Raw genomic sequence first — 23,750 nt, forward strand, 5'->3', positions numbered from 1 at the left:
GGAGGGATGAAAATTGAAGTTACTTAATTATATCGGAATCATATTGATGGCCATCGGGCTATTTATGGGATCATATTACGCAGTGGAATGGTATAAAGGAAAAAGCTCTGCTCAACAATTAACGAAAGAAGAAATAAAGAGCCTTAACAATATACAAGATAATAAACTTTCTCACGAAACATCTGTAACTTCTCAAGTGCCTTCTTCTCAAACAGAACATAAAGAAGGAGAAAAGGTAGCGATATTAAATATACCCAAAATAAAGAAGAAGTTTTCTATATATTGGGGAGCGGATGATGCAACTTTGAAGAAAGGGGTTGGAATGTTCGTTAGTGATGTAACGACAACGCCATCTGGAGGTGGACATACTGTACTAAGTGGGCACCGGGATACTGTATTTACCGATTTAGGGGAGCTAAAAGAAAAAGATACCCTTGTTTTAGAGTATGATAATAAAATTTACACATATGAAATTCAAAAGACATGGATTACCCATGCGGATGATCGTACTGTTATTATAAAAAAAGAAGAACCGATATTAACACTGACAACTTGCTATCCATTTGATTATATAGGGGATGCACCAGATAGATATATTATCGAAGCGAAGTTAACTGCGAGCTATGCAAAATAAGATTGTAGTTTTTGAAAGTGGGAAGGGGATACATAAGTTATGGCAAAAAACATTTTAATTGTGGAAGATGAAGATATTTTGCGTGAAATATTAAAAGATTATTTTTTGAGTGAGCAATATATAGTGTTTGAAGCAAGAGATGGGAAAGAAGCTTTAGTTGTATTTGAGCAAGAAGAGGTGGATTTAGTTATTTTAGATATTATGTTGCCGGAACTTGATGGGTGGTCCGTTTGCCGAAGAATCCGTAAGACATCTGAGGTTCCTATTATTATGTTGACGGCGCGTGTAGATGAAGACGATACGTTACTTGGATTTGAACTTGGGGCGGATGACTATGTGACGAAGCCGTATAGCCCACCAATTTTATTAGCAAGAGCGAAAAGGTTGTTAGAAAGTAGAAAAGTAACAAAGCAACTTTTAGAGAATGAAGATGATACATTATTAATCCATGGTATTCACGTCCATTTTCCGTCACGTACTGTTACGGTAGATAAAACAGACATTAATTTAACACATACAGAATTTGAAATATTAGCGTATTTTATGAAAAATCAAGGGATTGTTTTAACACGAGAGCAACTCATTTCAAGAATTTGGGGATACGAATTTGCCGGTGATGATCGAACGGTTAATAGTCATATTCGTAATCTAAGAAATAAATTAGGAGCGAAAGCAAAATACATTACAACTGTAGTACGCACCGGATATAAATTTGAGGGGAATGTATGAGAAAAGGGATTGTACTAAAATTATTTACTCTCACAACGGCACTATGTATGTTAATTTTAGCGACGATATTTATTGGACAAACGATATTTTTTAAACAATATTATGCGAATCGAAAAGTGGAAGATATTAAAGTGAATTTAAATTCCTTTGAACAGAATTATTTAAATAATGCCGGAAATGCAGAAGGAATTCAGAAGCTGGAGCAAGACTTTTTAAGAGAAAATAATACGTGGATTACGACATTAGATCAGAACGGGAATTTAAAACATGCAGATGATTTTTATTTTGAGGTAACGATAGATCGTAGGCAACAGAAGAGTTTTGGACATCAAATATTCAAAATTCCCTTATACAATCTCGTCAATATTGAGGAGATTGATAATAAATCATCAGAACAGTTTTTAGGCCAAGAAATTTATTTTTCTGGAATGAAAAAAGAAGATAGTTTTATTCCATTCACTTTCTCGTTATCTAAGCAGACTTTAAGCGGATGGAATAAACCGTTAGAAAAAGCATTTAAGGAGAAAATGAGTAAATTAGATCAGGAGAAAAAGAAAGCAGCGGGTGAACAAGTTGGTAAGGAAAAGAAGCCGGTCGTTCAGGAGCAAGTTGCCCAAGAACCAGCTGCCCAAGAACCAGATGCTATCATAGGAGGGCGTGTTACGAAAGTACAGTTTCCAGATGTAAAAGGCCCCGTAAATCCAATTTATAAAAACACTTTATTTTTGGATAGCATAAAAGAATTTCAAACGGATGTAGTACTAAAAGAGGGTAATCCAATAGAGTATTCAACAAAGACAATGGACTATGAAAAAAATGATATAAAATATAAATTATTAATGCAACCGATAAAAGAAAAAGACGGATCCATAACATATATATATGCGATGGCTTCCTTACAGCCTGTAGATGAGGCTGTACAAATGGTACAAGATTATTACATCTACATCATTGCATTTGTAGTTGTTCTTATTTTTCTCGCTTCGTTCTATTACTCTAAACAAATCGCAAAACCGTTATTAAAAATAAATGATACAACGAAGAAAATAGCGCATTTAGATTTCACAGAACAAATACCGATCACTTCAAAAGATGAAATTGGTGATTTGTCGAAAAATATTAATGTATTATCCAATAAGCTCCATTCGCATATTGGACAGCTAGAACAAGATATTGAAAAGGAAAGAAAGCTAGAAAATACGCGGAAAGAATTTATTTCTGGTGTTTCGCACGAATTAAAAACACCGCTGAGCATTATGAAAAGCTGTATTTCTATTTTAAAAGATGGAGTAGCTGAGCATAAAAAAGAGTACTATTTTCAGGCAATGGAACGAGAAGTAGATAAAATGGATACGTTAATTTTGGATATGCTTGAGTTAGCTAAATTTGAGTCAGGTACATATAAAATGAAAATGGATTCATTTTATATCGATACAGTAATTGAAGATATATGTGAACACCTTTCTGTAAAAATAGAGAAAAAAGAACTTCGTGTTCATAAAAATATAGGTCCATTTGAAGTGATAGCAAATCAAGGCCGGATTGAACAAGTCATCGTGAACTTCATTACGAATGCCATACGTTATACACCAAATAAAGAAGATATTATTATTTCTACAATAGATGAAAAAGATCGTATAAAAGTATGTATTGAAAATAAAGGTACTCACATTGAAGAAGAACAATTAGATAAAATTTGGGATCGTTTTTATCGCGTGGATGCAGCTCGCCAGCGTTCGCAAGGTGGAACAGGTCTTGGGCTTGCCATTTCAAAGAATATTTTAGAACTACACGGTGTTGAATATGGAGTAAAGAATACAGAAGATGGTGTATTATTTTATTTCTACTTATTGAAAAAAGCGTAGATGATGCATGCTACGCTTTTTTAATTTATTTTCATATTATCTTTACCTAATCTTTATTTTTAAGCGATATAATCTGATTAGAAAATGAGGTTATGTAAGGAGTCGATGAACCGTGCATAGCAATTGGCTAAGTATAATGGTATTTATTTTCTTTTGTGCATTTATTGTATTTTTAATTGATATTACGATATGAAAAAAAGAGCGCTCATTAAGCGCTCTTTTTGTTTGAGTTTAGTCGATAAGCATTGATACTCTTGAATAAACGTGGTGAAGTGATAAATAAAAAGATAAGTAAAACGGTACATAGAATATAGGAACCAATCATTGTACTACCATTTACGATTAATGAATATAGCACAGCTGATTGACCTTTCGGTGCATATTGTCCCCAAAAAATAATACCGGCAATGAAGTGACAGAAGTAGCGAGCAAAGCTACCAACAAATGTAGCAACAATAATGTAACCAATAACTTTCTTTCCTTCGTTTTGTTTTGAAGAAGGTTTGTCTTTACGGCTACCTAAATTGGATTGGTCTTCGCTATTTTCATTGGATGTTAAAAGTGCTTTTTGAATTGGACGATAGAATAAACCAGCAAATCCAATGAATGCGAAAGCAACGAAGTATTCAATGAGTACTTGAATTGGTGTGACGATAATGGCATCGCCAACGACAATTTGTAATAATCCCCAAATTAAGCCTCCTAAGAAAGCCATTTTGAAGCCCCAGCGGTATGCGATAATAAAAATAGGAATCATAGCGAATGAGATGGAACCGCCTGTTGGAAGTTTGATTGATAATGGTAAAATGTCGATGACCAAGGCGAAGGCTGCAAGAATGGCAGATTCGATCATCGCTTGTAAATTGGTGTTACGCATGTTGTCTCCCCCTAAATCCAAGTTGTACAAAAAAGAATAGGTATCATAGGAGGATACGAAATACGTAAATAAAAAAGAGGTATGTATTTCGGACGTTTGCACAATCCCTGCGTTAGCATTAACTAACAGGTTCGAAGGGTCGGAACGAAGTGTTCCCTCTCAGCGGCATGGCTCCCCCTGTGATAACGAGATTCTTTATTTGCTATTGTTTATTGTAAGCGAAATGGATGAGAATGGCAAATGAATCAAGTATGACAATAATTGAAATATAATTGTATTGAAATGTTAATAAATATGAAGCGAAAAGATATAGTCCAAATGAAATAGAATATGCTATAATTTTTTTGAAAATAATTATCATTCTCTTCTGAGGGGGAAGGTTATGAGCTTAGTAGATATTAAAATTGGCGAGAAAGTGTTAGTAAAAAGTATTCAGTCTTTAGATCAGTTATTAAAGCGTAGACTAGCTGCTTTCGGTCTTGCGGAAGGAAGCGAACTTCGCTTGAAACAGAAAGCGATGTTTAAAGGTCCTTGTACATTGGAGTGTCGTGGACAGTTAATTAGTATTCGTCATTGTGACGCGAAAATGATAAAGGTGGAATTAGCGTGAATAAGGTAGCTTTGCTAGGGAATCCGAATACAGGGAAGACATCATTATTTAATGCACTTACTGGTTCTTATGAATATGTAGGAAACTGGAGTGGTGTAACAGTAGAAAAAAAGGTTGGTAAATTAAAAGATAAGCAAGGAACATTAATTGATTTACCAGGAGTGTATGATTTGAATCCAGTTTCACGTGACGAAGGTGTCGTTACGAATTTTCTACTAACAGACGAATTTCATCATATGTTAAATATTGTGGATTCCTCGCAGTTTGAACGAAATATGCATTTAACGTTGCAATTACTTGAATTTGGAAAACCGGTTTCAATTGGATTAAATATGGTCGATGTGGCAAAGCAACGAGGCATTGTAATTGATGTAAAACGGTTATCAGAACTATTAGGTGTAACAGTCGTTCCTGTCGTTGCAAGAAGCGGAAAAGGCTGTGAAGAACTGCTTACTACTCTTAAAGAAAATGACAAAAATGAGAAAAAACCATTCATTATTTCATATGGTGTACCAATGGATGAAGGAATTGGAGAGGTAATCGCTCTTTTAGAGACAGTGAATTATAAGCATCCGAGATGGTTAGCCCTTCAATTTTTAAGCAATAACGAAGTAGTAGAAAAAGAAATGAAAGCATTACCAATTTATAAGGAACTTGTAGCCATTCGATCTCGCTTAGAAGGAAAACTCGATTGTACGTTAGAGGAGCACATTTACAAAACTCGTGAAGCGTATATTGAAAAGTTAAAAACAAATGTTATGAAGCATGAGAAAGAAGGAAAAATTCCTTTTTCGGAAAAAATCGATAGGTTAATTACACATAAAATTTTAGGACTTCCAATCTTTTTAGCAGTTATGTTTTTTATTTTTCAGGTTACGTTTACGTGGATTGGTACACCTTTATCTGATATGTTAGATGGATTTTTTGGCGGGCAGCTTACGGATTGGGTAACGGCTGGACTCACAAGTATTGGTGCTTCTGACTTTATTCAAGCACTCGTTACAGAAGGTATTATTGCTGGTGTTGGTGCGGTATTAGTATTCGTGCCACAAATCTTTGCACTATTCTTTTTCATTTCATTATTAGAAGACTCAGGATATATGGCGCGAATTGCAGTTGTTATGGATAGAATTATGGAGTTCTTCGGTTTAAACGGAAAAGCATTCATTCCGATGATTATCGGTTTTGGATGTAATGTTCCAGGTATTATGGCAGCGAGAACGATTGAACAAGAAAAAGAAAGATTACTTACAGTGCTTGTAACACCATTTATGTCTTGTTCGGCACGTTTACCTGTATATGCGTTATTTGCGGGAGTATTCTTCCCTCATAGTCAGGCAACTGTTGTGTTCTCTTTATATGTTGCAGGTATTGTTCTAGCGTTATTAGTTACAAAAATTATGTCTCTGACAATTTTAAAAGCGGAGAAGTCTATTTTCGTCATTGAACTACCTCCTTACCGCGTGCCGCAAGCGAAAACGTTATGGCTGAGCACATGGGAGAAGGGGAAAGGATTTGTTCGTAAAGCTGGTACATTCATCTTCGGTGGCTCGGTTGTCATTTGGTTATTAAATTATGCAGGTCCATCAGGATTTGGTGTTGACATGGGAGACAGTTTCTTAGCGATGATTGGTGGATTTATCGCACCACTATTTGCACCGCTTGGCTTTGGAACTTGGCAAGCTGGGGCATCCCTTTTAACAGGATTTTTGGCAAAAGAAGTTGTCGTTTCAACAATGGCGATTATTTATGCGGTTAAAGAAGATGTGCTAGGAAATGTAATGGGAGCACATTATACAGCGTTATCAGCGTATGCATTTATGTTCTTTGTTTTATTATATGTTCCGTGCTTAGCGACAGTAGCTGTTATTAGACGTGAAACGGGATCGGTGAAATGGACAATTTTCTCTGTCGCTTATCCATTAGTTGTTGCTTATGTATTAACGTTCATTATATACCAAGTTGGATCCTTACTCGGATTCTAGAAGGAGATGTATTGTGATGATGGTCAATATTATAATTGGAGCTATCATTTTTGGTTATGCAGCATATACGCTAGTGAATTTTGTAAAGAGAAGTAAAAAAGGAAAATGCGCAGCATGTTCTTTAAATAAGTCATGTCAGTCACAAACTTGTAGTCCGGATATGGAGCAAATTGCTCATAAATAACAAAAAAGCTTTGCGAAATTCGCAAAGCCTTTTTTGTTTCACTTTATAGTAAATACAACTTTTGTATTAGTCTTTACAGTATGAGAAGCTTGTTTGTTGCTTCTGGTATTAGTGTATAAAAAATATTGAAACGTAACTATCGAGTTAGCCTACAGTAACATTACAATAATGTGATTTAGTGAAAGTTTATAAAAATAATTCAATTCTGAAGAGGATTAATGAGAATATATTAGGAATACAATGTTTTATCTGGAATGTCATATTATATTGGCTGTATTTTGGAAATAACATGTAAGGACATATTAGTTTTGTTATAATAAACACATAGGTTGTAAAAATGAATATTCTTTACTGTAAAGGGAGATTTTTCAGTTTTCCAAGTAGTGAATTTGAAATACGAGGTAAGTCATAGGAGGAATTAGAATGTCTGTATTTAAACGATTAAGAGATTTAACAATGTCAAATGTATATTCACTAATTGAAAAAGCGGAAGATCCAGTTAAGATGACGGATCAATATTTACGCGATATGCAAGCGGATGTACAAGAAGCTGAGAAAAGTGTAGCAGCTCAAATCGCGCTTGAGAAGAAATTCAAAATATTATTTGAAGAGCAAGAAGCACTTGTGAAAAAACGTGAAGAGCAAGCTCATATGGCTGTTCAAGCAAGCAATCTTGACCTTGCGCGTCGTGCTCTTGAAGAAAAACAAAACGCAGAACAAAAGATGAATGAGTATAAAGCAAGCTATGAGCAAAACAAAGCTGCTGCTGATAACCTTCGCCTGAAGCTAGAAGAAATGCGTAAGCAATTAACAGAGCTGAAAAATAAACGTGAAACACTTGTAGCACGTGTAAATGCGGCGAAAGCACAAAAGAATATTAATCAGGCGATGTCTGGATTTGATTCAAATTCAGCAAAAGCTGGTTTAAGCCGTATGGAAGAGAAAGCTCTTCAATTAGAGGCTGAAGCAGAAGCAAGCGGTGAAGTGTACAAAAAAGAAAAATCATTAGATGACGAATTCGCAAGCTTAAACAAAAATTCTGCTGTTGACGATGAATTAGCTCGTATTATGAAGCAGTATGAGAAATAATATAGAATAGAGACAAATGAACCGACATGTCTAAATAAATTCATGTCGGTTTTCTATTATCATTTAATAGGAGGTTTTGCAATGACATGGACAAATGTGTTAGCCATGCTTGTATGGACTGGAGCAAGTGCAGTACTTTTATTTGCAATTATGTGGATTGATTCAATTTTTACTAAATACAATGATTTAAAAGAAATAAAGAATGGAAATACAGCTGTAACAACGCGTTTCGTTATGAAATTATTCGCGCAAGGGTACATTTTATCTCAATCTATAACGAAAGCAAATGACTTATGGCAAGCGCTACTTGCATCAGCAGTTTCTTTCGTTATTTTATTAGTGGTAGAAATGTTTATCGAATTTGTGTTAAAGAAAATGTCTGGCTTAGATTTAGAAGAAGGTACGAAAGAAGGCAGTGTCGCCCATGCGATGTTGGCTGGATCATTACATATCGTTGGTGCACTTATTTTAGGTGCTTGTTTATAAAGAGAGAAGGAGGGGTAGATCGTGAGTTTATTTAAACGAATTAAAAATATAATGAAGAGCCCAGAGCCGCCGAAACCAGAGAAAAGTTTGTTAACGTTAGCTCCTGGCGATATGATTGAAGTTTCATTAGTCATGTATGAATTAACTGGGAAAACGAGTATGCATTCTCGTAAAGAAATTGTTTTAACGTTGCAAGACGGGAAAGATATTCGTTATTTAAAAATTGAAGACCGTGAAAATACGTATTACAAATTATATACACCAATTGATGGTCGTTTAGATTCTATTGATGAAGTTCCGACGACAATTGAAATGGATGATACAGAGTACCATATGGAAGAGCAATATAACGGACGTGTTGTTGTGATGGGGAAAACACCATTCTCTGCTTCAGAAGAACAGTACGTATGGGAATTCCAATCAGATAACCGAAAATTATTGCGTATTGAATGGCAAAATGGTCGCACAATGATGTATGAGGGAGAAGCAATTATTCCTGCTGATGTACAAATTATAAGAGCAACGTAAGGGGGCGTAATCATGTCAAACCGATTGTTTACCATGATTAAATCGTTCGTAATCCCTATACTTGCTATCGTTATATTACTTGTTGTTGCTGGATATGCCTTATCAGGTTGTCAAGGCGGGCAGACAAAGTCGATTCAAGACCGTTATCCACTTGAATCTGTCGCAAAGGAAGGTAAACAAGAATCTTACGTGTATAGGGCCGCCAATCGGTCAGTTCCTGAAGTCGCAAAGGAACTTATAGCCGAAAGGAAACCGAAGCAAGCATCTAAAGAAGACGAAAATCAAATGTTCCTCGTTTATTCTGATAAAATGTATAATTTGCAAAAGGATAAAGAGAAACCATCTGATACGTTAATTGAAGTAAGTAATGAAGAATTTGTCCGTCAAAATTACCAACCATCCTTCTTGCAAGGATATATTATGGGAAGTATATTAAACGATATATTCGGTTCAAAAAAATCATCATCCGGTGATTACCGAGGGTATAATGACAGACAAAATCATAAACCAGTTATTCCAGAAAGACCACCTACGAAAGAAGAAAAGAAAACCCCTCCTCCAATTACGAAGGAAGGGAAAGGATCTATCATTAAGCGAGGCGATAATGTAGATTCGAGATCTTCTGTAGGAGATACAGGAAGTATTACGGAAAAAGGAAGTAATACGCCTCCACCTTCTACTGGAAGCAAAGGAAAAATTACAAAAACACCAGGTGGCTCGAGCGGATCAGATGTGAAGCCGAAATCATCTATTAAAACGCCGCCAAGGAATACATCTCCCCCGAAAACAAGGGTTGGTGGTTCAGGAAAGATTACGAAGAGAAGATAGTTATAGAGACCGAAAAGTGGAATTTGCTTTTCGGTCTTTTCAATATGGAAATTAGTTCCTTTTAGCTGGTACAATTAAGTTATAAGGAGGAGAATAGTATGACTATATATAAAAGGTTTAGTTTGATTATGTTCCTCGTCTTATTCCTCAGTTTGTTTATTAGCACAACGATGAAATTTCACTTTGTAGTAGGTATTCTATGGATACTATGTACATGTACTCTCTTTCTATATGTTAAGCTTCGCTTTCAACAGAAAGTGCCCGCCTTTCAAAAATACGTAGCATGGATTAAGAACGGAGGAAGATGGGGGAAGTGAAATGATATCGGCGATTATTGAAATATATCGACCGCAATTTCATAATAAAAAGAGGGTGCACCAAATTGCTGGCGCACCCTCTTTTTTTATAATGATTAATGAATATCACGTTTCTTAAAGTTACCGCCTTTTACTTCTGCTACATCATAAACTGTAATGAAGGCATTTGGATCGATTTCATTAATTAAGTCTTTCATTTTACTTTCTTCTAAACGGTTAATTACGCAAGAAATTTCTTTAAATTTCTCTCTTGAATAACCACCGTATACTTCGTTATACGTTGCGCTTCGGCCTAAACGATCGCGAATTGTTTCTACCATTAATTCAGGCTCTTTCGTGATGATTTTAAATGTTTTCGAACCACTTAAACCAACTTCAACGATATGAATCACTTTCGAAGCGATAAAGTAAGCAATTGCCGAAAGGATAGCTCCTTGAAGGCCGAATACTGTTGATACGAAAATAAACACGAACATGTTTAAGAATAAAATAAGGTCACTTGTTCCAAAAGGTAACTTACGAGAAAGTAATACAGCTAGCATATCGATTCCATCTAATGCGCCGCCGTTACGTAATGCTAGTCCCATACCGAAACCGATAATAATACCACCAACAACTGTAACGAGTAATGTATCACCTTCAATAATAATTGGTATTCCGTGCATGACAACGGTACCTATTGCTAATGAAGCAATCCCGATAATAGAATAAATTGCAAAACTTTTACCAATTTGTTTGTATCCTAACCAAACGAAAGGAATGTTAATAACTGCGATTAGAGCTCCTAATGGCAATCCAAATAATCTTGAACTAACGATACTTAAACCAGTCACACCACCGTCTGATACGTTATTTGGAATTAATACCGATTCTAATCCGTACGCTGTGATAAATGCCCCAATAATAATCATCAAAGCTTTTGAAGCGATTTTTAGCTTATTGGGCTTGTTTTTGATAATTTTCTCCATGTAATTTCCTCGTTTCAAACTAGTTTCTTATTTGTTACGTAATTCACACCTAAATTCCATTTTAACATTTAATTTGAAAAAATTCTCCTTTAATGGATGTATGCAGGGAATATTATCACCATATTATCTTTAAAATATTTTTGAAATAAGTATAAGAAATCCCATCCTTATGAAAGGATGGGAGAATGTTAAGAAACAATAAAACTAAGGACTGTTAGGAATAAAGCGAAACCTAAAATAGTCCCGCACACTTTCATATGGCGCTTACGTCCCATTACAACAATTGCGACATATTCACGAATCATTGCGTTAGGCCAATAATAAAAGGCTGTTTTTGATCCGATTCCTTGGCTATTAAGGCCAGCCTGTCTTGCATATATACCAGCGCGGAAAAGGTGGAAATTATTTGTTGTAAAGATACTTTTATATTTACCTTCTGGTTTTAAAGAATCCATAATTTCTTTAGAGAACGACATGTTTTGATATGTGTTGACAGAGCGATTTTCCTGTACTGTATGTTCAATTGGAATTCCTTTTTCAACAGCATATTTTTGCATTGCTTCTGCTTCAGGAAGACCTTCATCTGGACCTTGTCCACCAGAGAAAATGATTGTTGGTGGTGTATTTACAGAGGCTTGTTTCCAATAAAAGTCGATTGCTTTATTAATGCGACTTGCAAGTAAAGGTGGTACTTTATCATTAATTAAGCCACTACCAAGAACGATGATGAAATCTTGATTACGTCTTGGTCTATTGAATTGGTATAAAAAATACGCGCTTAAGAAGTTAGATAAATGCACAAAGAAATACATAGTTATAAGAGATATAGCAGCAAAAATAAATTGAAAATGCTCTGAGAATAAACTTGCTGGATTTATAATAGGGAGCATTATAAAGAATAAAATCCCTAAAGCAGCAATTAAAGTTAAAGAGTTTGTGAAGCGTCTTCCTTCACGTTGCATTAAAATTTTTGCATTAAGAAATAGTCCAAACATTAAAGCGACTATAGCAAAAGGTATCATTACAATTAGCGCTAACATGGGAATAATAACAATAAAATGTAAAGAATTACTACCAGACTCATAAGAGGCTATAGCGCAAAATAATAGAAATGAACAGAAAAAGGCATTAAATAAAAAGCCATTTATTATTTTTCGTGGATCTTTTAAATATGAGATAAGAAAAATAATAAACAATATAAGAGGAATGATTCCAAAATACATAAATATAGTACACCTCAATTTGTATAAGAATTTGACATACCTTTTATATTACATGATTTTATAATTAAAAATGAAAGGAAAAATGATTTTGAATTTTCTCAATAAAATATATGGATACATATGTTAAAATGTATGAAAGGCGATATATTAAAAGTAAAATGGTTGAAGAGGCACTCTATGGAGTGTCTTTTCTTTTAGGTATGTAATTATGCATATTATATTTATTTTTAAATGAAGAAGATTAAAATATAAGTTATAGGCAGAATTTATAAAGCAGAATTTAATACAAACATTTTCCTCTACTTTTTGTATCTAACAATCGTATAACAATAAATAATTCTGTTTTATAGTGTCTGTTTATGAAAGGTGTCTTCTTTGAAGGCACCTTTTTGTTGTTTAGTATAGATAGTTTTCACTGTTAATATAGTGGAAACTATCTATACTAAACATTAGCAATCTTCCGTATAAATATTATCAATTTACTATATATTCCAGTGGTGTTAACCTACATATGAAAGGCTTTCTTTTTCAAAATATTACCCCTAATAAATTTTTGAAGAAGTCAACTGTCTCCAAAATTGCCATTCATGCTTAGCAAAAAAGAATCCTACTGGATTCTTTTTTGTGTTCGACATAATATGACAAATTGTATTTTTATAATTTGTTATTATGTTAAATGGTTAGTAAGAAAAGTAAAAGGGGATCTTAGAATGAATTTAAAGAAACTATTTTTAACAGGCGCGATTGTCGTAACAACTGCCTTTACATCTATTGGAACGGCACAAGCAAGTATTATCTTCAAAGATGTTCCAACAGGGCATTGGTCTTATAAAGCAATTTTAGATTTAACAAGCAAAAATATTGTTAGTGGGTACGGAAATGGAATTTTTGGGTTTGGTGATGATGTGACTCGTGAGCAAGTTGCTAGACTTATGTATCTCCAGCTAAAGCCGGAATCGAAAGAGAATTACAATAATCCGTATAATGATATTAATGATCATTCAACAAATTTTAAAAAGGAAATTTTAGCATTAACAGAAATGGGGATTTTTGCAGGGGATGAAAAAGGAAACTTTAGACCAAAAGCTTCTTTGACTCGTGAAGAAATGGCTCAAGTGTTAACAAATGCATATAAATTAGTGGCAAAATCGGAGCATACATTTGTAGATGTAGATAGAAAATCATGGTCGAATAAAGCGATTAGCGCTGTGCAATCTAATAAAATTGCCGCGGGAACAGGTGATAATATGTTTTCACCTAAGATGAATGTGACTCGTGAACAATATGTACAGTTCTTATATAATGCGACATTACCATATGAGGAAAGACCAGGAGCAAATCAAGAGCCAAAGCGCTTTGCTAATTGTAAAGAAGCAAATGATGCTGGATTTTATGATATTACAAGAGATAGTCCATACTACGGTAAGCATTTAGATCGTGATGGCGATGGAATTGCTTGTGAGAGAGAGAAGAGCGGTAAATAAGAAAAAGCACTCGTCCTGAGTGCTTTTTCTTATGGAAACATGCTATTTTTTTAGGCGATTCTCATAAAATAAAAGTAACGAAATGAAAGTAGGTGAAAAAATGCCGTCAGTTGTGGAAGGTGTTATTATTGAAAATTGTAACGGAATAATTAATTTAGGTGATAAATATAATGTGCAACCAATTGAAAAAACGAAAGCTTATAATGGATCGGGATCATCGAATACAGGAATGAAAGTACAAACATTTAGTGGTATTAGTACAGCGGATGTAGGGGACAACGATGTGTATGATCAAGTAATCCAATCTACGTTATAATTTTTATATGCAAAATTGCATAAAGTAACATGTTTGTCCTGTGATACAATCTAGCTGTGAGCTGTTAATGATTCTTCTGTATTATAGTTGTTAGATTGGAAATATAACATCTTATCGAAAATCATACGTATAAAAAAGACACTTCTAACGAAGTGTCTTTTTTCACCTTAGTGATACCCTTTAGCAGAGTCTTTATGAATTTTATTTTTAAAGATACTGTAGCTCCAAAGTTGATATCCAATAACAATTGGTACCATAACCATTGCAACGAAGAACATAATTTTTAAGTTTAATTGACTGCCAGCTGCGTTGTATAACGTTGTACTATAAGCATCATTAATACGAGATGGTAACATTCTTGGGAACATACCTGCAAAGCCAGTTGTCATAAACATTGCGATTGTTAAGCAAACGAATGTGAATGCGAGACCGATTTTATGTTTGTACACCATAATAAGTGCGAGTACACTCATTAACATGGCAAGTACCGGAAGAATGAATAGTACCGGATATTCTGTGAAGTTTTGGAATAAATTTGTACGATTTGCAGTTGCTACATAGAAAATAGCTAAAATGATAGCAGCTGCCATTGAAAATGGTCTTGCGATTTTATAAGCACGATCAGATACTTCACCAGTTGTTTTAATCATAACCCAAAGGGCACCAGATACGACAAATATAGCAGTGAAGAACAGACCTCCTAAAATACCGTAATGATTTAGTAAGCTAAGTAAATTTCCTTCATAGCCATTTTTTCCGATTTGTAGTCCATAATAAAGGTTAGCGAACGTAACTCCGAATAAGAAAGCGATTAGGAAACTACCAATTGTAAATGCCCATTTACAAGTTTTTTGCCAAATTGGTGAATCATCTTTATGCATGAATTCCAGTCCAGCGGCACGAGCAAATAGTGCAAGTAATACTAAAAATAGTGGTGTATATAGGTAACTAAACATATTTGCATATGTGACTGGGAAGGCAGCAAATGTTGCGCCACCAGCTGTAATTAACCATACTTCATTACCACCCCAGAACGGGCCAATTGCTTCTTGTAATTGATTTCGTTCTTGTCGGTCTTTCGCAACGAACGGGAAAATCATTCCGTTACCAAGTGCATACCCATCAAGAATGAAGTAAACTGTCCAAATCACGCCCCATAAACCAAACCAGATGATTGCAAGCATATCATGAGACATGAGCTGCACCTCCCTCAGTAGCAGGTTCTTCTAATGCTGCTGGTCCTTTTTTCGCGAACTTCAGCATTAAGTATACGTCTGCGATTAAAAGTAAAGTGTAGAATAAGATTAAACTAATTAATGAGAACCAAATTTGTGGGACAGATATAGGCGATACAGATTCTGCTGTACGCATTAGTTTATAAACTGTCCATGGTTGACGACCTACTTCGGCGACAATCCATCCAGCGTTAATTGCGATATATGGTAGTAAGACAGACCACATTGTAATTTTTAAATAACGTTTTGAGTTTTCTAGTTTTCCTTTTCGGTTTAAATAGAAACCGAACCAAGTTAATGCCATAAAGAACATACCAAGTGCAACCATTAAGCGGAAGCTATAGTACACGAGGTTAACGTTTGGACGATCTTCTTTTGGAATATCTTTTAAACCAACAATTTCACCATCAAATGAGTTTGTGTAGAAGAAGCTTCCTAGTTTCGGAATCGTAAGGAATTCAAAGTTCTTTTCGTTTTTCACATCAGGAATTTGAATAATCGAGAAGCCTTGTCCTTTTCCAGTTTCCCAAACAGCTTCCATCGCAGCACCTTTAGCTGGTTGATATTTAGCGGCGGATACACCAGATTGATGTCCCATAAATGGTGTAACTGTTGCGGCGAATAAACCTAACAGTAACCCAAACTTAAATGATTTTTTGAAGAATTCCACTTCATTTTTACGTAATAAGTGATAGGCACTAATTGCCATAACGAAGAAAGCACCAACAATATAACAACCAATTACAGTATGGAAGAACATGTTCCAAGCATATGGATTTGTAACAAGTGCCCAGAAATCATTTAATTCAGCGCGGCCATTACGTACTACGTAGCCAACAGGGTTTTGCATAAAGCCGTTTGCTGTAATAATCCAAAGTGCGGAAATATTTGTTCCAAGTGCAACCATCCACATACAGAAGGCACGGAACTTTGGTGAAATTTTGTCTTTACCGAATAACCATATTCCCATGAAAGTAGATTCTAAGAAGAAGGCAACAAGTGCTTCGATTGCGAGAGGTGATCCGAAAATATCTCCCATATATTTGGAGTACTCAGACCAGTTTGTTCCAAATTGGAATTCCATCGTAATCCCGGTTATAATCCCCATTACGAAGTTAATTGTAAATAATTTCCCCCAGAAATTTGCCATTTTGCGGTATGTTGGATTCAATGTGCGGGCGTATTGAGTTTCCATACATGCTACCAAAATAACAAGTCCGATTGTCAAAGGTACAAATAAAAAGTGATAAAAAATAGTAATTGCAAATTGAAAACGACTCAGTAACAGAACGTCGGACATAATAAATATTCACTCCTTTTTTACATTATCTACAATCAGTTTATAGTGAAAATGTGGTTAAAGAATATGAGACTTGTTACAAAGCTGTGTGTATATTTTGAAAAAATTATGGCGGTTATCTGAAAATATCTTATTTTTACTATAAAACAATATTCTTTTTGAGTTTTTTAAATTTTGGTACACTATATAAGTAATGTAAATGAGAGAAAAGAGGGTTTTTTACTATGAAGTCATTAGAAGAGATTTTACAATACAATGAAAAATTCGTTGAAGAAAAAAAATACGAAGAGTATGAAACAGGAAAATTCCCAAATAAAAAAATGGTAATTATCTCTTGTATGGATACTCGTCTTGTGGAACTACTACCGAAAGCAATGAATATGCGTAACGGTGATGTGAAAATTATTAAAGTAGCAGGCGCTGTTATTTCACATCCATTCGGAAGTATTATGCGTAGTATTTTAGTTGCTGTATATGAGCTTGGTGCTGATGAAGTATGTGTAGTTGGTCACCATGATTGTGGTATGGCAAAAATTCAAGCAAGCAGTACAATTGAGAAGATGAAAGAGCGCGGTATAACAGAAGAGAAATTAGATACACTTCGTTATTCTGGAATCGATTTAGAAAGATTCCTACAAGGGTTCTCTAGTGTAGAAGAAAGTGTAGAACATAGCGTATCAATACTTCGCAACCATCCATTACTTCCAGAAGAAGTACCTGTTCACGGTCTTGTTATCGATCCTGACACAGGAAAATTAGATTTAGTTGTGAATGGTTACGACAATTAAGAATTTACTTTGTCATCCTTTTTATCTGGGACAGGATCAAATCCTCCCGGGTGGAAAGGGTGACATTTTAATATACGCTTACAAGTAAGCAAAAAGCCTTTGAGTGCGCCATGCTTTTGAAACGCCTCTAATCCGTAATGAGAACAAGTTGGGTAAAAGCGGCACGTTGGTGGTGTCATTGGAGAAATGAATTTTTGATAAAAGCGTATAATGCTAATAAAAATCTGTTTCATAATGGTCTCCTTTTCAGCATATTCTTAAAGTATTATAGCACGACTGTACATAATACTTTACTAATGTTGATTTCCGTTATATCATATTGGATATAACGGAATTAAATTAAAAGCGGGAGAGATGTTGTATGCCATCAGTAGAAAGCTTTGAATTAGATCATACGATTGTAAAGGCACCTTATGTAAGACATTGCGGAGTTCACAATGTAGGTAGTGACGGTATTGTAAATAAATTCGATATTCGTTTTTGCCAACCGAATAAACAAGCAATGAAACCAGATGTTATTCATACGTTAGAACATTTATTAGCATTTAATTTACGTAAATATATTGATCGTTATCCGCATTTTGATATTATCGATATTTCACCGATGGGCTGCCAAACAGGATACTATCTTGTAGTAAGCGGAACACCGACAGTTCGAGAAATCATTGATTTATTAGAACTAACATTAAAAGATGCGGTTCAAATTACAGAAATTCCAGCTGCAAATGAAACACAATGTGGCCAAGCGAAGCTTCATGACTTAGAAGGAGCACAACGCTTAATGAACTTCTGGTTAAGCCAAGATAAAGATGAACTTGAGAAAGTGTTTGGATAAAGAAAAACTGCCTGTGAAAGGGCAGTTTTTTTATTGTGTTAAGAGCGACCATGCTCTTCTTTTTTATGAAAGTATACTAGACAACCCAACATATAAGACAAAGGCAGAACCGAGAAAATAAACAAATGCTTTTGCTTTTTCCTGTTTCTTCATTTCATCAATTCCAAAAAAGATAAACATAATACTCAAAAGGATGAATACGAATGACAAAAGTATAGAGAAGTTTGCAAAGAAGCTAAGTATAGCAAGAATGAGGGCAATCGTTGCTAGTATAATTCGAATGTTTTTTAACATATAAGCCTCCTTTAGAAGAACAGAATAAATGGACTAACAAAAACAATCGTAAAAATACTTAAACCGATGCTAATAGCTCCAATTTGTTTTTGCTGTTTTTGAATCGTCTCAATTCCTACTAAAATACCATATAAACTAAAGAGGAACAAAATGATAGGTGAAAAGGTTTGAAAGTTCATTGTAAATGTGCTGTATAAACATAAAATTAAAGTAATAAAAACGATGTTTAGCTGTAATTTTCTTATATGCATTTTAACCTCCTAGTAGAAATGTAATTACCGAGAGACAAAAATTATAATAGCAACGATTAAAGTGAATACGCCAGAAAAGAAGGAGAGTGTACTGTGTACTTTCTTTTGTTTCTGTTTTTCTTCTGCACTTATGATGAAGGTCATAATAGATAAGGTGATGAGCATATAAGGCATTGTAACAAGTGCGTTTGTCAACATTCCGGATAGAGCGAGAGCGATGACGATAAGAGCGGATACAATTCGTAATGTTTTTAGCATACAAATCTCCACCTTTTAAATAGATTATTTATCGAAATAGTTCTGAGAAGCTAAGAAATAAAGCACCAGCGCCAGCCATGAAAGCGAGTATACCGCTAGATTTTCTGTCTTGTTTTATTTCTCCTAGCGCTACAGTGAAAGCCATTAATCCTAAGAAAAAGAACATATAAGGCATTATTTCTCTATTGCCAGTAAAAAATCCATAGATTGCTATACATAAAGCGATAAGTGAAAAAGTAATCTGTATCCCTTTTAGCATATATATACCTCCAGTTATTTTAAATAGTTGATAATGAGAACAATCGATATGAATCCTTTTTCCTTATTTGTTCAATGGTAATAAGAAACGGTAAAGCTTTTAATAGCAATTGTGAAAGTGGTAGAAAGTTATGTTGAACTGCCAGTAAATGAATACTGGATATGATGTGGGCTAAATAAGTAGTATATGAAGCGTATTATGAATTCTTCTTGCTGTTTTTTGTATAAGGGTTATCTTCTGGTTTATCAACAGAATGTTTATAAGCGTAGCCTTTGTTAATCGTCATGACGGAGAGTACTAGTATGACTAGGACGATGATAATACCGATAATTAATATTTTGAACATGGGATCCCTCCTTTTCTTTATTTTACATAATTTTGTAATTGATGAAAACAATAGAAATTAAAAGGATGAAAGAAGGGTGTTACATGGAGACGAAAAAAACATATTATATATCAATAGGAAACGGTCAAATTTCACAAGTGAAGACGGCGGATACGTATAATTTTGAAATTTCCGCAAGTGATGAGGAAATTACGGAGTTAAGAGAGTACTTCGATCAAGCATATGTAGAGGATTTAGGTTCGTTTGTACGTTCTCATGTTCCATTTGTTGAGTATCATCACGATTCAAATAATGACCGATATGATGAACAACTACAAAAAGCATATAAAATGATTTACGATTTAGGAAATCATGAGACGAAAGAATTAGTCGCGCAAATGGGAATAATCAATGGATTGTAATTGGATAATATTATGCAGAAAAGCGAGAATATGCTACAATTTGTGGTAGGAAAAACTTGTAACCATCAATAGGGGAGTAATGGCATGTACAAATTTAAAGATTATTACCACAACACTGTACAATTATCGTTTGAACGTTATCCATTTTCTCCTGAGCCAAAGCATGTTTGGGTTGTATGCCGGTACGGGGATCAATGGTTATTAACGCATCATTTACGTCGCGGTCTTGAATTTCCAGGTGGTAAAGTAGAACTAGGGGAAACACCGGAAGAAGCGGCAGTTCGAGAGGTTCATGAAGAAACCGGCGGCATCGTTTCTGATTTAACTTACTTAGGACAATATAAAGTATCTGGAAAAGACAAAATAATCATTAAAAACATTTATTTTGCAACAATTAGTGCGGTAGAAGAACATACGCATTACGAAGAAACGAAAGGGTCTGTTTTATTAACAGACATTCCTGACAATATTAAAACGGATAGAAAATTTAGCTTTATAATGCGCGACGATGTATTGGCGCGTACGATGAAACATATAGAAGAAATCGGCTGTTTTACGAAGTAAAGTGGCTGGTTTCTTTTTTTTGTGCGAAAGAATAAATGTAAATATATCTTTACATAATTTTGGATATATTATACAATTTTTGTAAAGATATATTTACATTTTAGGAGGGGAAAGATGGATAAAAGTAAAGAAACGACTGTTACTGTTTCGATGGCTAAATTAAATTTCTATTCATGTTGTATAGCATTCGTTCTGGCGATTGGAGTTAGTTTTTTACATTCACTTCTTTCAGGTGGATTTCAAATTGAAATTACGTTACCAACTATGTTTCTTTTTATTATCGCAATGCTTGTTCTCGTTTGTATTCATGAAGCGATACATTTAATAGGGTTTCGCTATATCGGTGGTGTGCCGTGGAGTGAACTGAAATGGGGTGTTAATTGGAAACTAGGTGTTGCATATGCTCATTCTAAACAGGCGATTACAGTAAATCAAATGAAGAAAGTGTTAATGCTGCCGTTTTTACCAACTGGAATTTTGCCAATTGTAATTGGATTAGCTATGAATATGCAATCCATCTCATTTTTAGGGATTTTACTAACAGCAGGTTGCATCGGTGACATTGCCTTATATCAAAAAGTGTCAAAGTTTCCAGATGATGCGCAAGTTAAAGATCATCCGAGTAAACCGCAGTTTACAGTATATGAATCATAAAGGAAGAGGAGGCGTTTTTGAATAACGACCTCCTCTTCCTTTATGATTTTTTGTTGATAAGTTAATATTTCTTGCCATATTGCTAATAAAATCCCATGTACTATCATATTGTTTTCATCTTTACTTCTAAAAACGAAAGCACCTCCAACAAATCGTTCACTATACGTGGATGCTCAAAATCATCCCAAAATGAATCTCTCTTCCATACACCAACAATCCCTACTCGTTCAGAACCAAGCACATCGTTTTCTGGATGATCTCCAACGTAAAGACATTCTGTGGCCTTAACGTCTAGCTTTTGCAAAGCTCGTTCGAAAATCTCAGGATGTGGTTTTTTAATCCCTTCCGCTTCTGAAACGAGAATTGTATTTGTATACGTATGTATGTTTAGTGCACGAAGATTGTTCATTTGAAAGTCAGTAAAGCCGTTTGTAATAATGCCAATTTTAATATTTTGTTGTGTTAAACGTTGAAGTAATTCATGCATGTTTTGGAAAGGAATACAATGATGTTGAAAGTTTGTAATGTAGTCGTGCAGTAGTTGCTCTGGTGCTAAAGTGGTAATGTTGTATTCGCAAAGGAGAGTAGCATATACTTTATCTTTCCACGTATAGCCATTATTATCGAGCTCAAGAAATCGAGAACAATACTCTGATTTTTCTATGTTCATTAAGTGAGAGGCAAAGCGATTATATTGATCATGAATAAATTGTTCTAGAGATTGGCGCCGATCTAATAGTGTTCCATCTAAGTCGAATAAGACTGCTCGAATCATGAGAAACCTCCTTACAGTTCGTATAATTAATTATCGCATATTCGTTAAAAAATGATTATGATATTTTTGTAGAATGGAATAATGGAGGATTGTATGAAGAGACTGTGTGGCAAGTTAGTAGGGGTTATCGTCGCAATGGGTTTACTAGCAGGATGCGATAGTTCTATGAAGAGTGTGAAGGAAAAAGAAGTTTGTAAAACAGAAGAAGAATGCGTGGAAATAGGAGATAAGAAACTTCAAAAAGTATATGAAAAAATAGATGGATTATCTGAGCTTGAAGCAGTAGAAGATTATGATATAGAAGAGCATGAAAGTGCGGATATGAAAAAAGCAGAGAAGAAAAAAGAAGAGGATGAAAATTATTTCTTTTTAGCTTCTTATTATATTGATGATGATGAAATTGTAGATCCTTATTTTGAAAAAATAGAACGGAAACGTTTAAATAAAGTATTCGCTGAAGATAAAGAAGCGAAAGAAGAGGTGCTGCAACAACGTCAAGATAGAGGTTATCATGAAGATTTATGGGATATGTATCGTACACTCATTCCAGCTAAATATCGCGGGAATATAACAGAATTTGATTTAATAACGGATGGTTATGACGGTGTTGTTGCCCACGTTATGCCTAGTATGGAGAATCCAAAAGACTGGACTCTTAGCTTAGATACGCTTGATTCTGCGGTAAATATCGATGAAGTGATGAAAACATTAATTCATGAGACGGCTCACGTGTTGACGCTCGGGCATAAGCAAATACCAGTAGATGAAAACTATGTAAAGGCTTTTGAAGAAGATAAAGATATTTCAACGTACCGAAATAAATGTGGAAATCTTTTCTTACAAGAGGGATGTGCGAAGGAAAAATCTTATATTAATCAATTTTATAACTCTTTCTGGAAGCCTATTGAGCAGGAGTGGACAGAAAAGAAAGTAGAAGAAAGTGAAGAAACTCAAATAGAATTTTTTAAAGAAAAGCATGATGAGTTTGTATCACAGTATGGAACGACAAATGTAGCAGAAGATATTGCTGATACGTTTACAGCGTTTATTTTGCAAGATTCAAAAAAGGTGAAAGAAGGATCGGAGTTAAAGTATAAAAAAATTGCGTTCTTCTATCAGTTCCCTGAGCTTGTAAAAATGAGAGCGGAAGTGTTGGCGGGATTATATGATGTTTCGAAAACGATAGAACAGCAAAGTGGACACTAATGCGAGTTATATCATTTAACTAAGAAAACGTAAAGAATTTTAGTTCTTTGCGTTTTTTTGTTGATAAAATTGAAAATTCTGTCTTTTTATTAAAAAGAAGAAGGAACTAGCGCTATAAAATAGAATTAGTATAAAAATGTCACAATTTAGACACAATTATAATGCGCGTGTTGTAGGGGCTATAAGTTTACTCTCGAGGAGGTAATGAAACGTATGAAAACGATTCTTGCTGTTGCTGGTCTCATTTGGGTAATGTCTCACGGTTTTCCGATTTTTGAAGGGGAGCAAATTCGTAGTGCATTGGATAAAAAGTTTAATGACTATCATGTAATAGATCGAAAAGATAATGTCGTTACAGTACGTGTGAAAGATTGTTTCCATACAGTTACAGTTGCGGATGGAAACGTTAAAAATGAAACAAAGATGTGTGATAAAAAGTAAAAGAAAGAAGCTGACTATAG

32 protein-coding genes and 1 riboswitch are annotated in these 23,750 nt (G+C 34.7%); of the genes, 20 read left to right on the forward strand and 12 right to left on the reverse strand.

The features are described from left to right. Positions 1–13 precede the first annotated feature (13 nt). The 3 genes from QCI44_RS03320 to QCI44_RS03330 are packed head-to-tail and all read left to right on the forward strand — an operon-like array spanning position 14 to position 3,228. Positions 14–634: a class D sortase gene (locus tag QCI44_RS03320; RefSeq protein ID WP_016136886.1), complete on the forward strand. Its 621-nt coding sequence runs from the start codon at positions 14–16 to the stop codon at positions 632–634. Between the two features lie 39 nt (positions 635–673). Then, positions 674–1,363, forward strand: coding sequence for a response regulator transcription factor (locus QCI44_RS03325; protein ID WP_098506182.1), 690 nt, complete (start codon positions 674–676; stop codon positions 1,361–1,363). Continuing rightward, positions 1,360–3,228: a sensor histidine kinase gene (locus QCI44_RS03330; protein WP_016135530.1), complete on the forward strand. Its 1,869-nt coding sequence runs from the start codon at positions 1,360–1,362 to the stop codon at positions 3,226–3,228. The genes QCI44_RS03325 and QCI44_RS03330 overlap by 4 nt, the downstream gene beginning before the upstream one ends. A 208-nt stretch (positions 3,229–3,436) precedes the next feature. Here QCI44_RS03330 and thiT read toward each other — a convergent pair whose 3' ends face one another. Beyond that, complete coding sequence (gene thiT, locus QCI44_RS03335) at positions 3,437–4,105, reverse strand: energy-coupled thiamine transporter ThiT (protein ID WP_016085815.1); 669 nt, start codon at positions 4,103–4,105, stop codon at positions 3,437–3,439. Positions 4,106–4,191: 86 nt separating this feature from the next. Next, positions 4,192–4,293, reverse strand: a riboswitch (TPP riboswitch). A 194-nt stretch (positions 4,294–4,487) separates the two neighbouring features. Here thiT and QCI44_RS03340 point away from each other — a divergent pair. The 8 genes from QCI44_RS03340 (at position 4,488) to QCI44_RS03375 (ending at position 10,132) form a co-directional block, all read left to right on the forward strand. Then, entirely contained in the window at positions 4,488–4,715 is a 228-nt protein-coding gene (locus QCI44_RS03340) for a FeoA family protein (protein ID WP_000060512.1), read from the forward strand. Further along, positions 4,712–6,700, forward strand: coding sequence for a ferrous iron transport protein B (gene feoB, locus QCI44_RS03345; RefSeq protein WP_088084456.1), 1,989 nt, complete (start codon positions 4,712–4,714; stop codon positions 6,698–6,700). Before QCI44_RS03340 ends, feoB begins: the two co-directional genes overlap by 4 nt. 16 nt (positions 6,701–6,716) lie before the next feature. Next, positions 6,717–6,884, forward strand: a complete 168-nt coding sequence (locus QCI44_RS03350; protein WP_000989597.1) for a FeoB-associated Cys-rich membrane protein — start codon at positions 6,717–6,719, stop codon at positions 6,882–6,884. A gap of 423 nt (positions 6,885–7,307) precedes the next feature. Further along, a complete protein-coding gene (locus tag QCI44_RS03355; RefSeq protein WP_000110287.1) occupies positions 7,308–7,973 on the forward strand; it encodes a PspA/IM30 family protein in 666 nt (221 codons plus the stop codon). A gap of 81 nt (positions 7,974–8,054) precedes the next feature. Then, on the forward strand, positions 8,055–8,459 hold the full coding sequence (locus tag QCI44_RS03360; protein WP_016085820.1) for a DUF350 domain-containing protein: 405 nt from the start codon (positions 8,055–8,057) through the stop codon (positions 8,457–8,459). A 21-nt stretch (positions 8,460–8,480) separates the two neighbouring features. Beyond that, complete coding sequence (locus tag QCI44_RS03365; protein ID WP_000051753.1) at positions 8,481–8,987, forward strand: DUF4178 domain-containing protein; 507 nt, start codon at positions 8,481–8,483, stop codon at positions 8,985–8,987. Positions 8,988–8,999: 12 nt separating this feature from the next. Next, positions 9,000–9,815, forward strand: a complete 816-nt coding sequence (locus tag QCI44_RS03370; protein WP_088084455.1) for a DUF4247 domain-containing protein — start codon at positions 9,000–9,002, stop codon at positions 9,813–9,815. A gap of 98 nt (positions 9,816–9,913) precedes the next feature. Further along, positions 9,914–10,132: a hypothetical protein gene (locus QCI44_RS03375; protein ID WP_088084454.1), complete on the forward strand. Its 219-nt coding sequence runs from the start codon at positions 9,914–9,916 to the stop codon at positions 10,130–10,132. 95 nt (positions 10,133–10,227) lie between these two features. Here QCI44_RS03375 and QCI44_RS03380 read toward each other — a convergent pair whose 3' ends face one another. Both QCI44_RS03380 and QCI44_RS03385 read right to left on the reverse strand, forming a co-directional pair. Next, positions 10,228–11,100, reverse strand: a complete 873-nt coding sequence (locus QCI44_RS03380) for a YitT family protein (protein ID WP_016135528.1) — start codon at positions 11,098–11,100, stop codon at positions 10,228–10,230. Positions 11,101–11,288: 188 nt separating this feature from the next. Next, a complete protein-coding gene (locus QCI44_RS03385; RefSeq protein WP_016085825.1) occupies positions 11,289–12,323 on the reverse strand; it encodes a YdcF family protein in 1,035 nt (344 codons plus the stop codon). 710 nt (positions 12,324–13,033) lie between these two features. On the opposite strand from QCI44_RS03385, the gene QCI44_RS03390 reads away from it, so the two are divergent. Continuing rightward, positions 13,034–13,807, forward strand: a complete 774-nt coding sequence (locus QCI44_RS03390; protein ID WP_016135527.1) for an S-layer homology domain-containing protein — start codon at positions 13,034–13,036, stop codon at positions 13,805–13,807. A gap of 82 nt (positions 13,808–13,889) precedes the next feature. Continuing rightward, positions 13,890–14,123: a spore germination protein gene (locus tag QCI44_RS03395; RefSeq protein ID WP_033659789.1), complete on the forward strand. Its 234-nt coding sequence runs from the start codon at positions 13,890–13,892 to the stop codon at positions 14,121–14,123. 167 nt (positions 14,124–14,290) lie between these two features. Here QCI44_RS03395 and cydB read toward each other — a convergent pair whose 3' ends face one another. Next, positions 14,291–15,319, reverse strand: coding sequence for a cytochrome d ubiquinol oxidase subunit II (gene cydB, locus QCI44_RS03400; RefSeq protein WP_000017650.1), 1,029 nt, complete (start codon positions 15,317–15,319; stop codon positions 14,291–14,293). Continuing rightward, entirely contained in the window at positions 15,309–16,658 is a 1,350-nt protein-coding gene (cydA, locus tag QCI44_RS03405; protein ID WP_016085828.1) for a cytochrome ubiquinol oxidase subunit I, read from the reverse strand. Before cydA ends, cydB begins: the two co-directional genes overlap by 11 nt. A gap of 224 nt (positions 16,659–16,882) precedes the next feature. On the opposite strand from cydA, the gene QCI44_RS03410 reads away from it, so the two are divergent. Further along, entirely contained in the window at positions 16,883–17,446 is a 564-nt protein-coding gene (locus QCI44_RS03410) for a beta-class carbonic anhydrase (protein ID WP_000838167.1), read from the forward strand. Here the strand turns inward: QCI44_RS03410 and yidD are convergent. After that, on the reverse strand, positions 17,443–17,679 hold the full coding sequence (gene yidD / locus QCI44_RS03415) for a membrane protein insertion efficiency factor YidD (RefSeq protein ID WP_016135526.1): 237 nt from the start codon (positions 17,677–17,679) through the stop codon (positions 17,443–17,445). The two genes, QCI44_RS03410 and yidD, sit on opposite strands and share 4 nt — an antisense overlap. Before the next feature lie 128 nt (positions 17,680–17,807). Here yidD and luxS point away from each other — a divergent pair, with 128 nt between their 5' ends. After that, the gene (gene luxS, locus QCI44_RS03420) at positions 17,808–18,281 is read left to right on the forward strand and encodes an S-ribosylhomocysteine lyase LuxS (protein ID WP_001141371.1); all 474 of its coding nucleotides are present in this window, start codon (positions 17,808–17,810) and stop codon (positions 18,279–18,281) included. Between the two features lie 63 nt (positions 18,282–18,344). On the opposite strand, the gene QCI44_RS03425 is transcribed toward luxS, so the two are convergent. The 5 genes from QCI44_RS03425 to ytzI form a co-directional block, all read right to left on the reverse strand. Then, positions 18,345–18,575: a YczI family protein gene (locus QCI44_RS03425; protein ID WP_016135525.1), complete on the reverse strand. Its 231-nt coding sequence runs from the start codon at positions 18,573–18,575 to the stop codon at positions 18,345–18,347. Between the two features lie 11 nt (positions 18,576–18,586). Then, complete coding sequence (locus tag QCI44_RS03430) at positions 18,587–18,826, reverse strand: hypothetical protein (RefSeq protein WP_088084453.1); 240 nt, start codon at positions 18,824–18,826, stop codon at positions 18,587–18,589. 24 nt (positions 18,827–18,850) lie between these two features. Then, positions 18,851–19,084: a DUF3953 domain-containing protein gene (locus tag QCI44_RS03435; protein WP_088084452.1), complete on the reverse strand. Its 234-nt coding sequence runs from the start codon at positions 19,082–19,084 to the stop codon at positions 18,851–18,853. Positions 19,085–19,112: 28 nt separating this feature from the next. After that, on the reverse strand, positions 19,113–19,343 hold the full coding sequence (locus QCI44_RS03440; protein ID WP_016135522.1) for a YczI family protein: 231 nt from the start codon (positions 19,341–19,343) through the stop codon (positions 19,113–19,115). Positions 19,344–19,539: 196 nt separating this feature from the next. Beyond that, entirely contained in the window at positions 19,540–19,689 is a 150-nt protein-coding gene (ytzI, locus tag QCI44_RS03445; protein ID WP_000472802.1) for a YtzI protein, read from the reverse strand. A gap of 83 nt (positions 19,690–19,772) precedes the next feature. Between ytzI and QCI44_RS03450 the strand changes: the two genes are divergently transcribed. From QCI44_RS03450 to QCI44_RS03460, 3 genes are all read left to right on the forward strand, one after another. Then, positions 19,773–20,090, forward strand: coding sequence for a hypothetical protein (locus tag QCI44_RS03450; RefSeq protein WP_000448410.1), 318 nt, complete (start codon positions 19,773–19,775; stop codon positions 20,088–20,090). An 84-nt stretch (positions 20,091–20,174) separates the two neighbouring features. Further along, positions 20,175–20,654: an antimutator 8-oxo-(dGTP/GTP)ase gene (gene mutTA, locus QCI44_RS03455; RefSeq protein ID WP_000276386.1), complete on the forward strand. Its 480-nt coding sequence runs from the start codon at positions 20,175–20,177 to the stop codon at positions 20,652–20,654. 114 nt (positions 20,655–20,768) lie between these two features. After that, positions 20,769–21,308, forward strand: a complete 540-nt coding sequence (locus QCI44_RS03460; protein ID WP_088084451.1) for a DUF3267 domain-containing protein — start codon at positions 20,769–20,771, stop codon at positions 21,306–21,308. 103 nt (positions 21,309–21,411) lie between these two features. Here the strand turns inward: QCI44_RS03460 and QCI44_RS03465 are convergent, their stop codons facing one another. Then, positions 21,412–22,083 carry an HAD family hydrolase gene (locus tag QCI44_RS03465; RefSeq protein ID WP_353811001.1) on the reverse strand — a complete coding sequence of 224 codons (672 nt, stop codon included), beginning with the start codon at positions 22,081–22,083 and terminating at the stop codon, positions 21,412–21,414. A 93-nt stretch (positions 22,084–22,176) separates the two neighbouring features. Here QCI44_RS03465 and QCI44_RS03470 point away from each other — a divergent pair, with 93 nt between their 5' ends. Together QCI44_RS03470 and QCI44_RS03475 are read left to right on the forward strand one after the other, a co-directional pair. Further along, on the forward strand, positions 22,177–23,289 hold the full coding sequence (locus tag QCI44_RS03470; protein WP_098560619.1) for a hypothetical protein: 1,113 nt from the start codon (positions 22,177–22,179) through the stop codon (positions 23,287–23,289). Between the two features lie 213 nt (positions 23,290–23,502). Beyond that, a complete protein-coding gene (locus QCI44_RS03475; RefSeq protein WP_000849109.1) occupies positions 23,503–23,730 on the forward strand; it encodes a hypothetical protein in 228 nt (75 codons plus the stop codon). The last annotated feature ends 20 nt before the right edge of the window (positions 23,731–23,750 follow it).

Source organism: Bacillus cereus group sp. RP37, assembly GCF_040459695.1.
In the GTDB taxonomy this organism is placed as follows: domain Bacteria; phylum Bacillota; class Bacilli; order Bacillales; family Bacillaceae_G; genus Bacillus_A.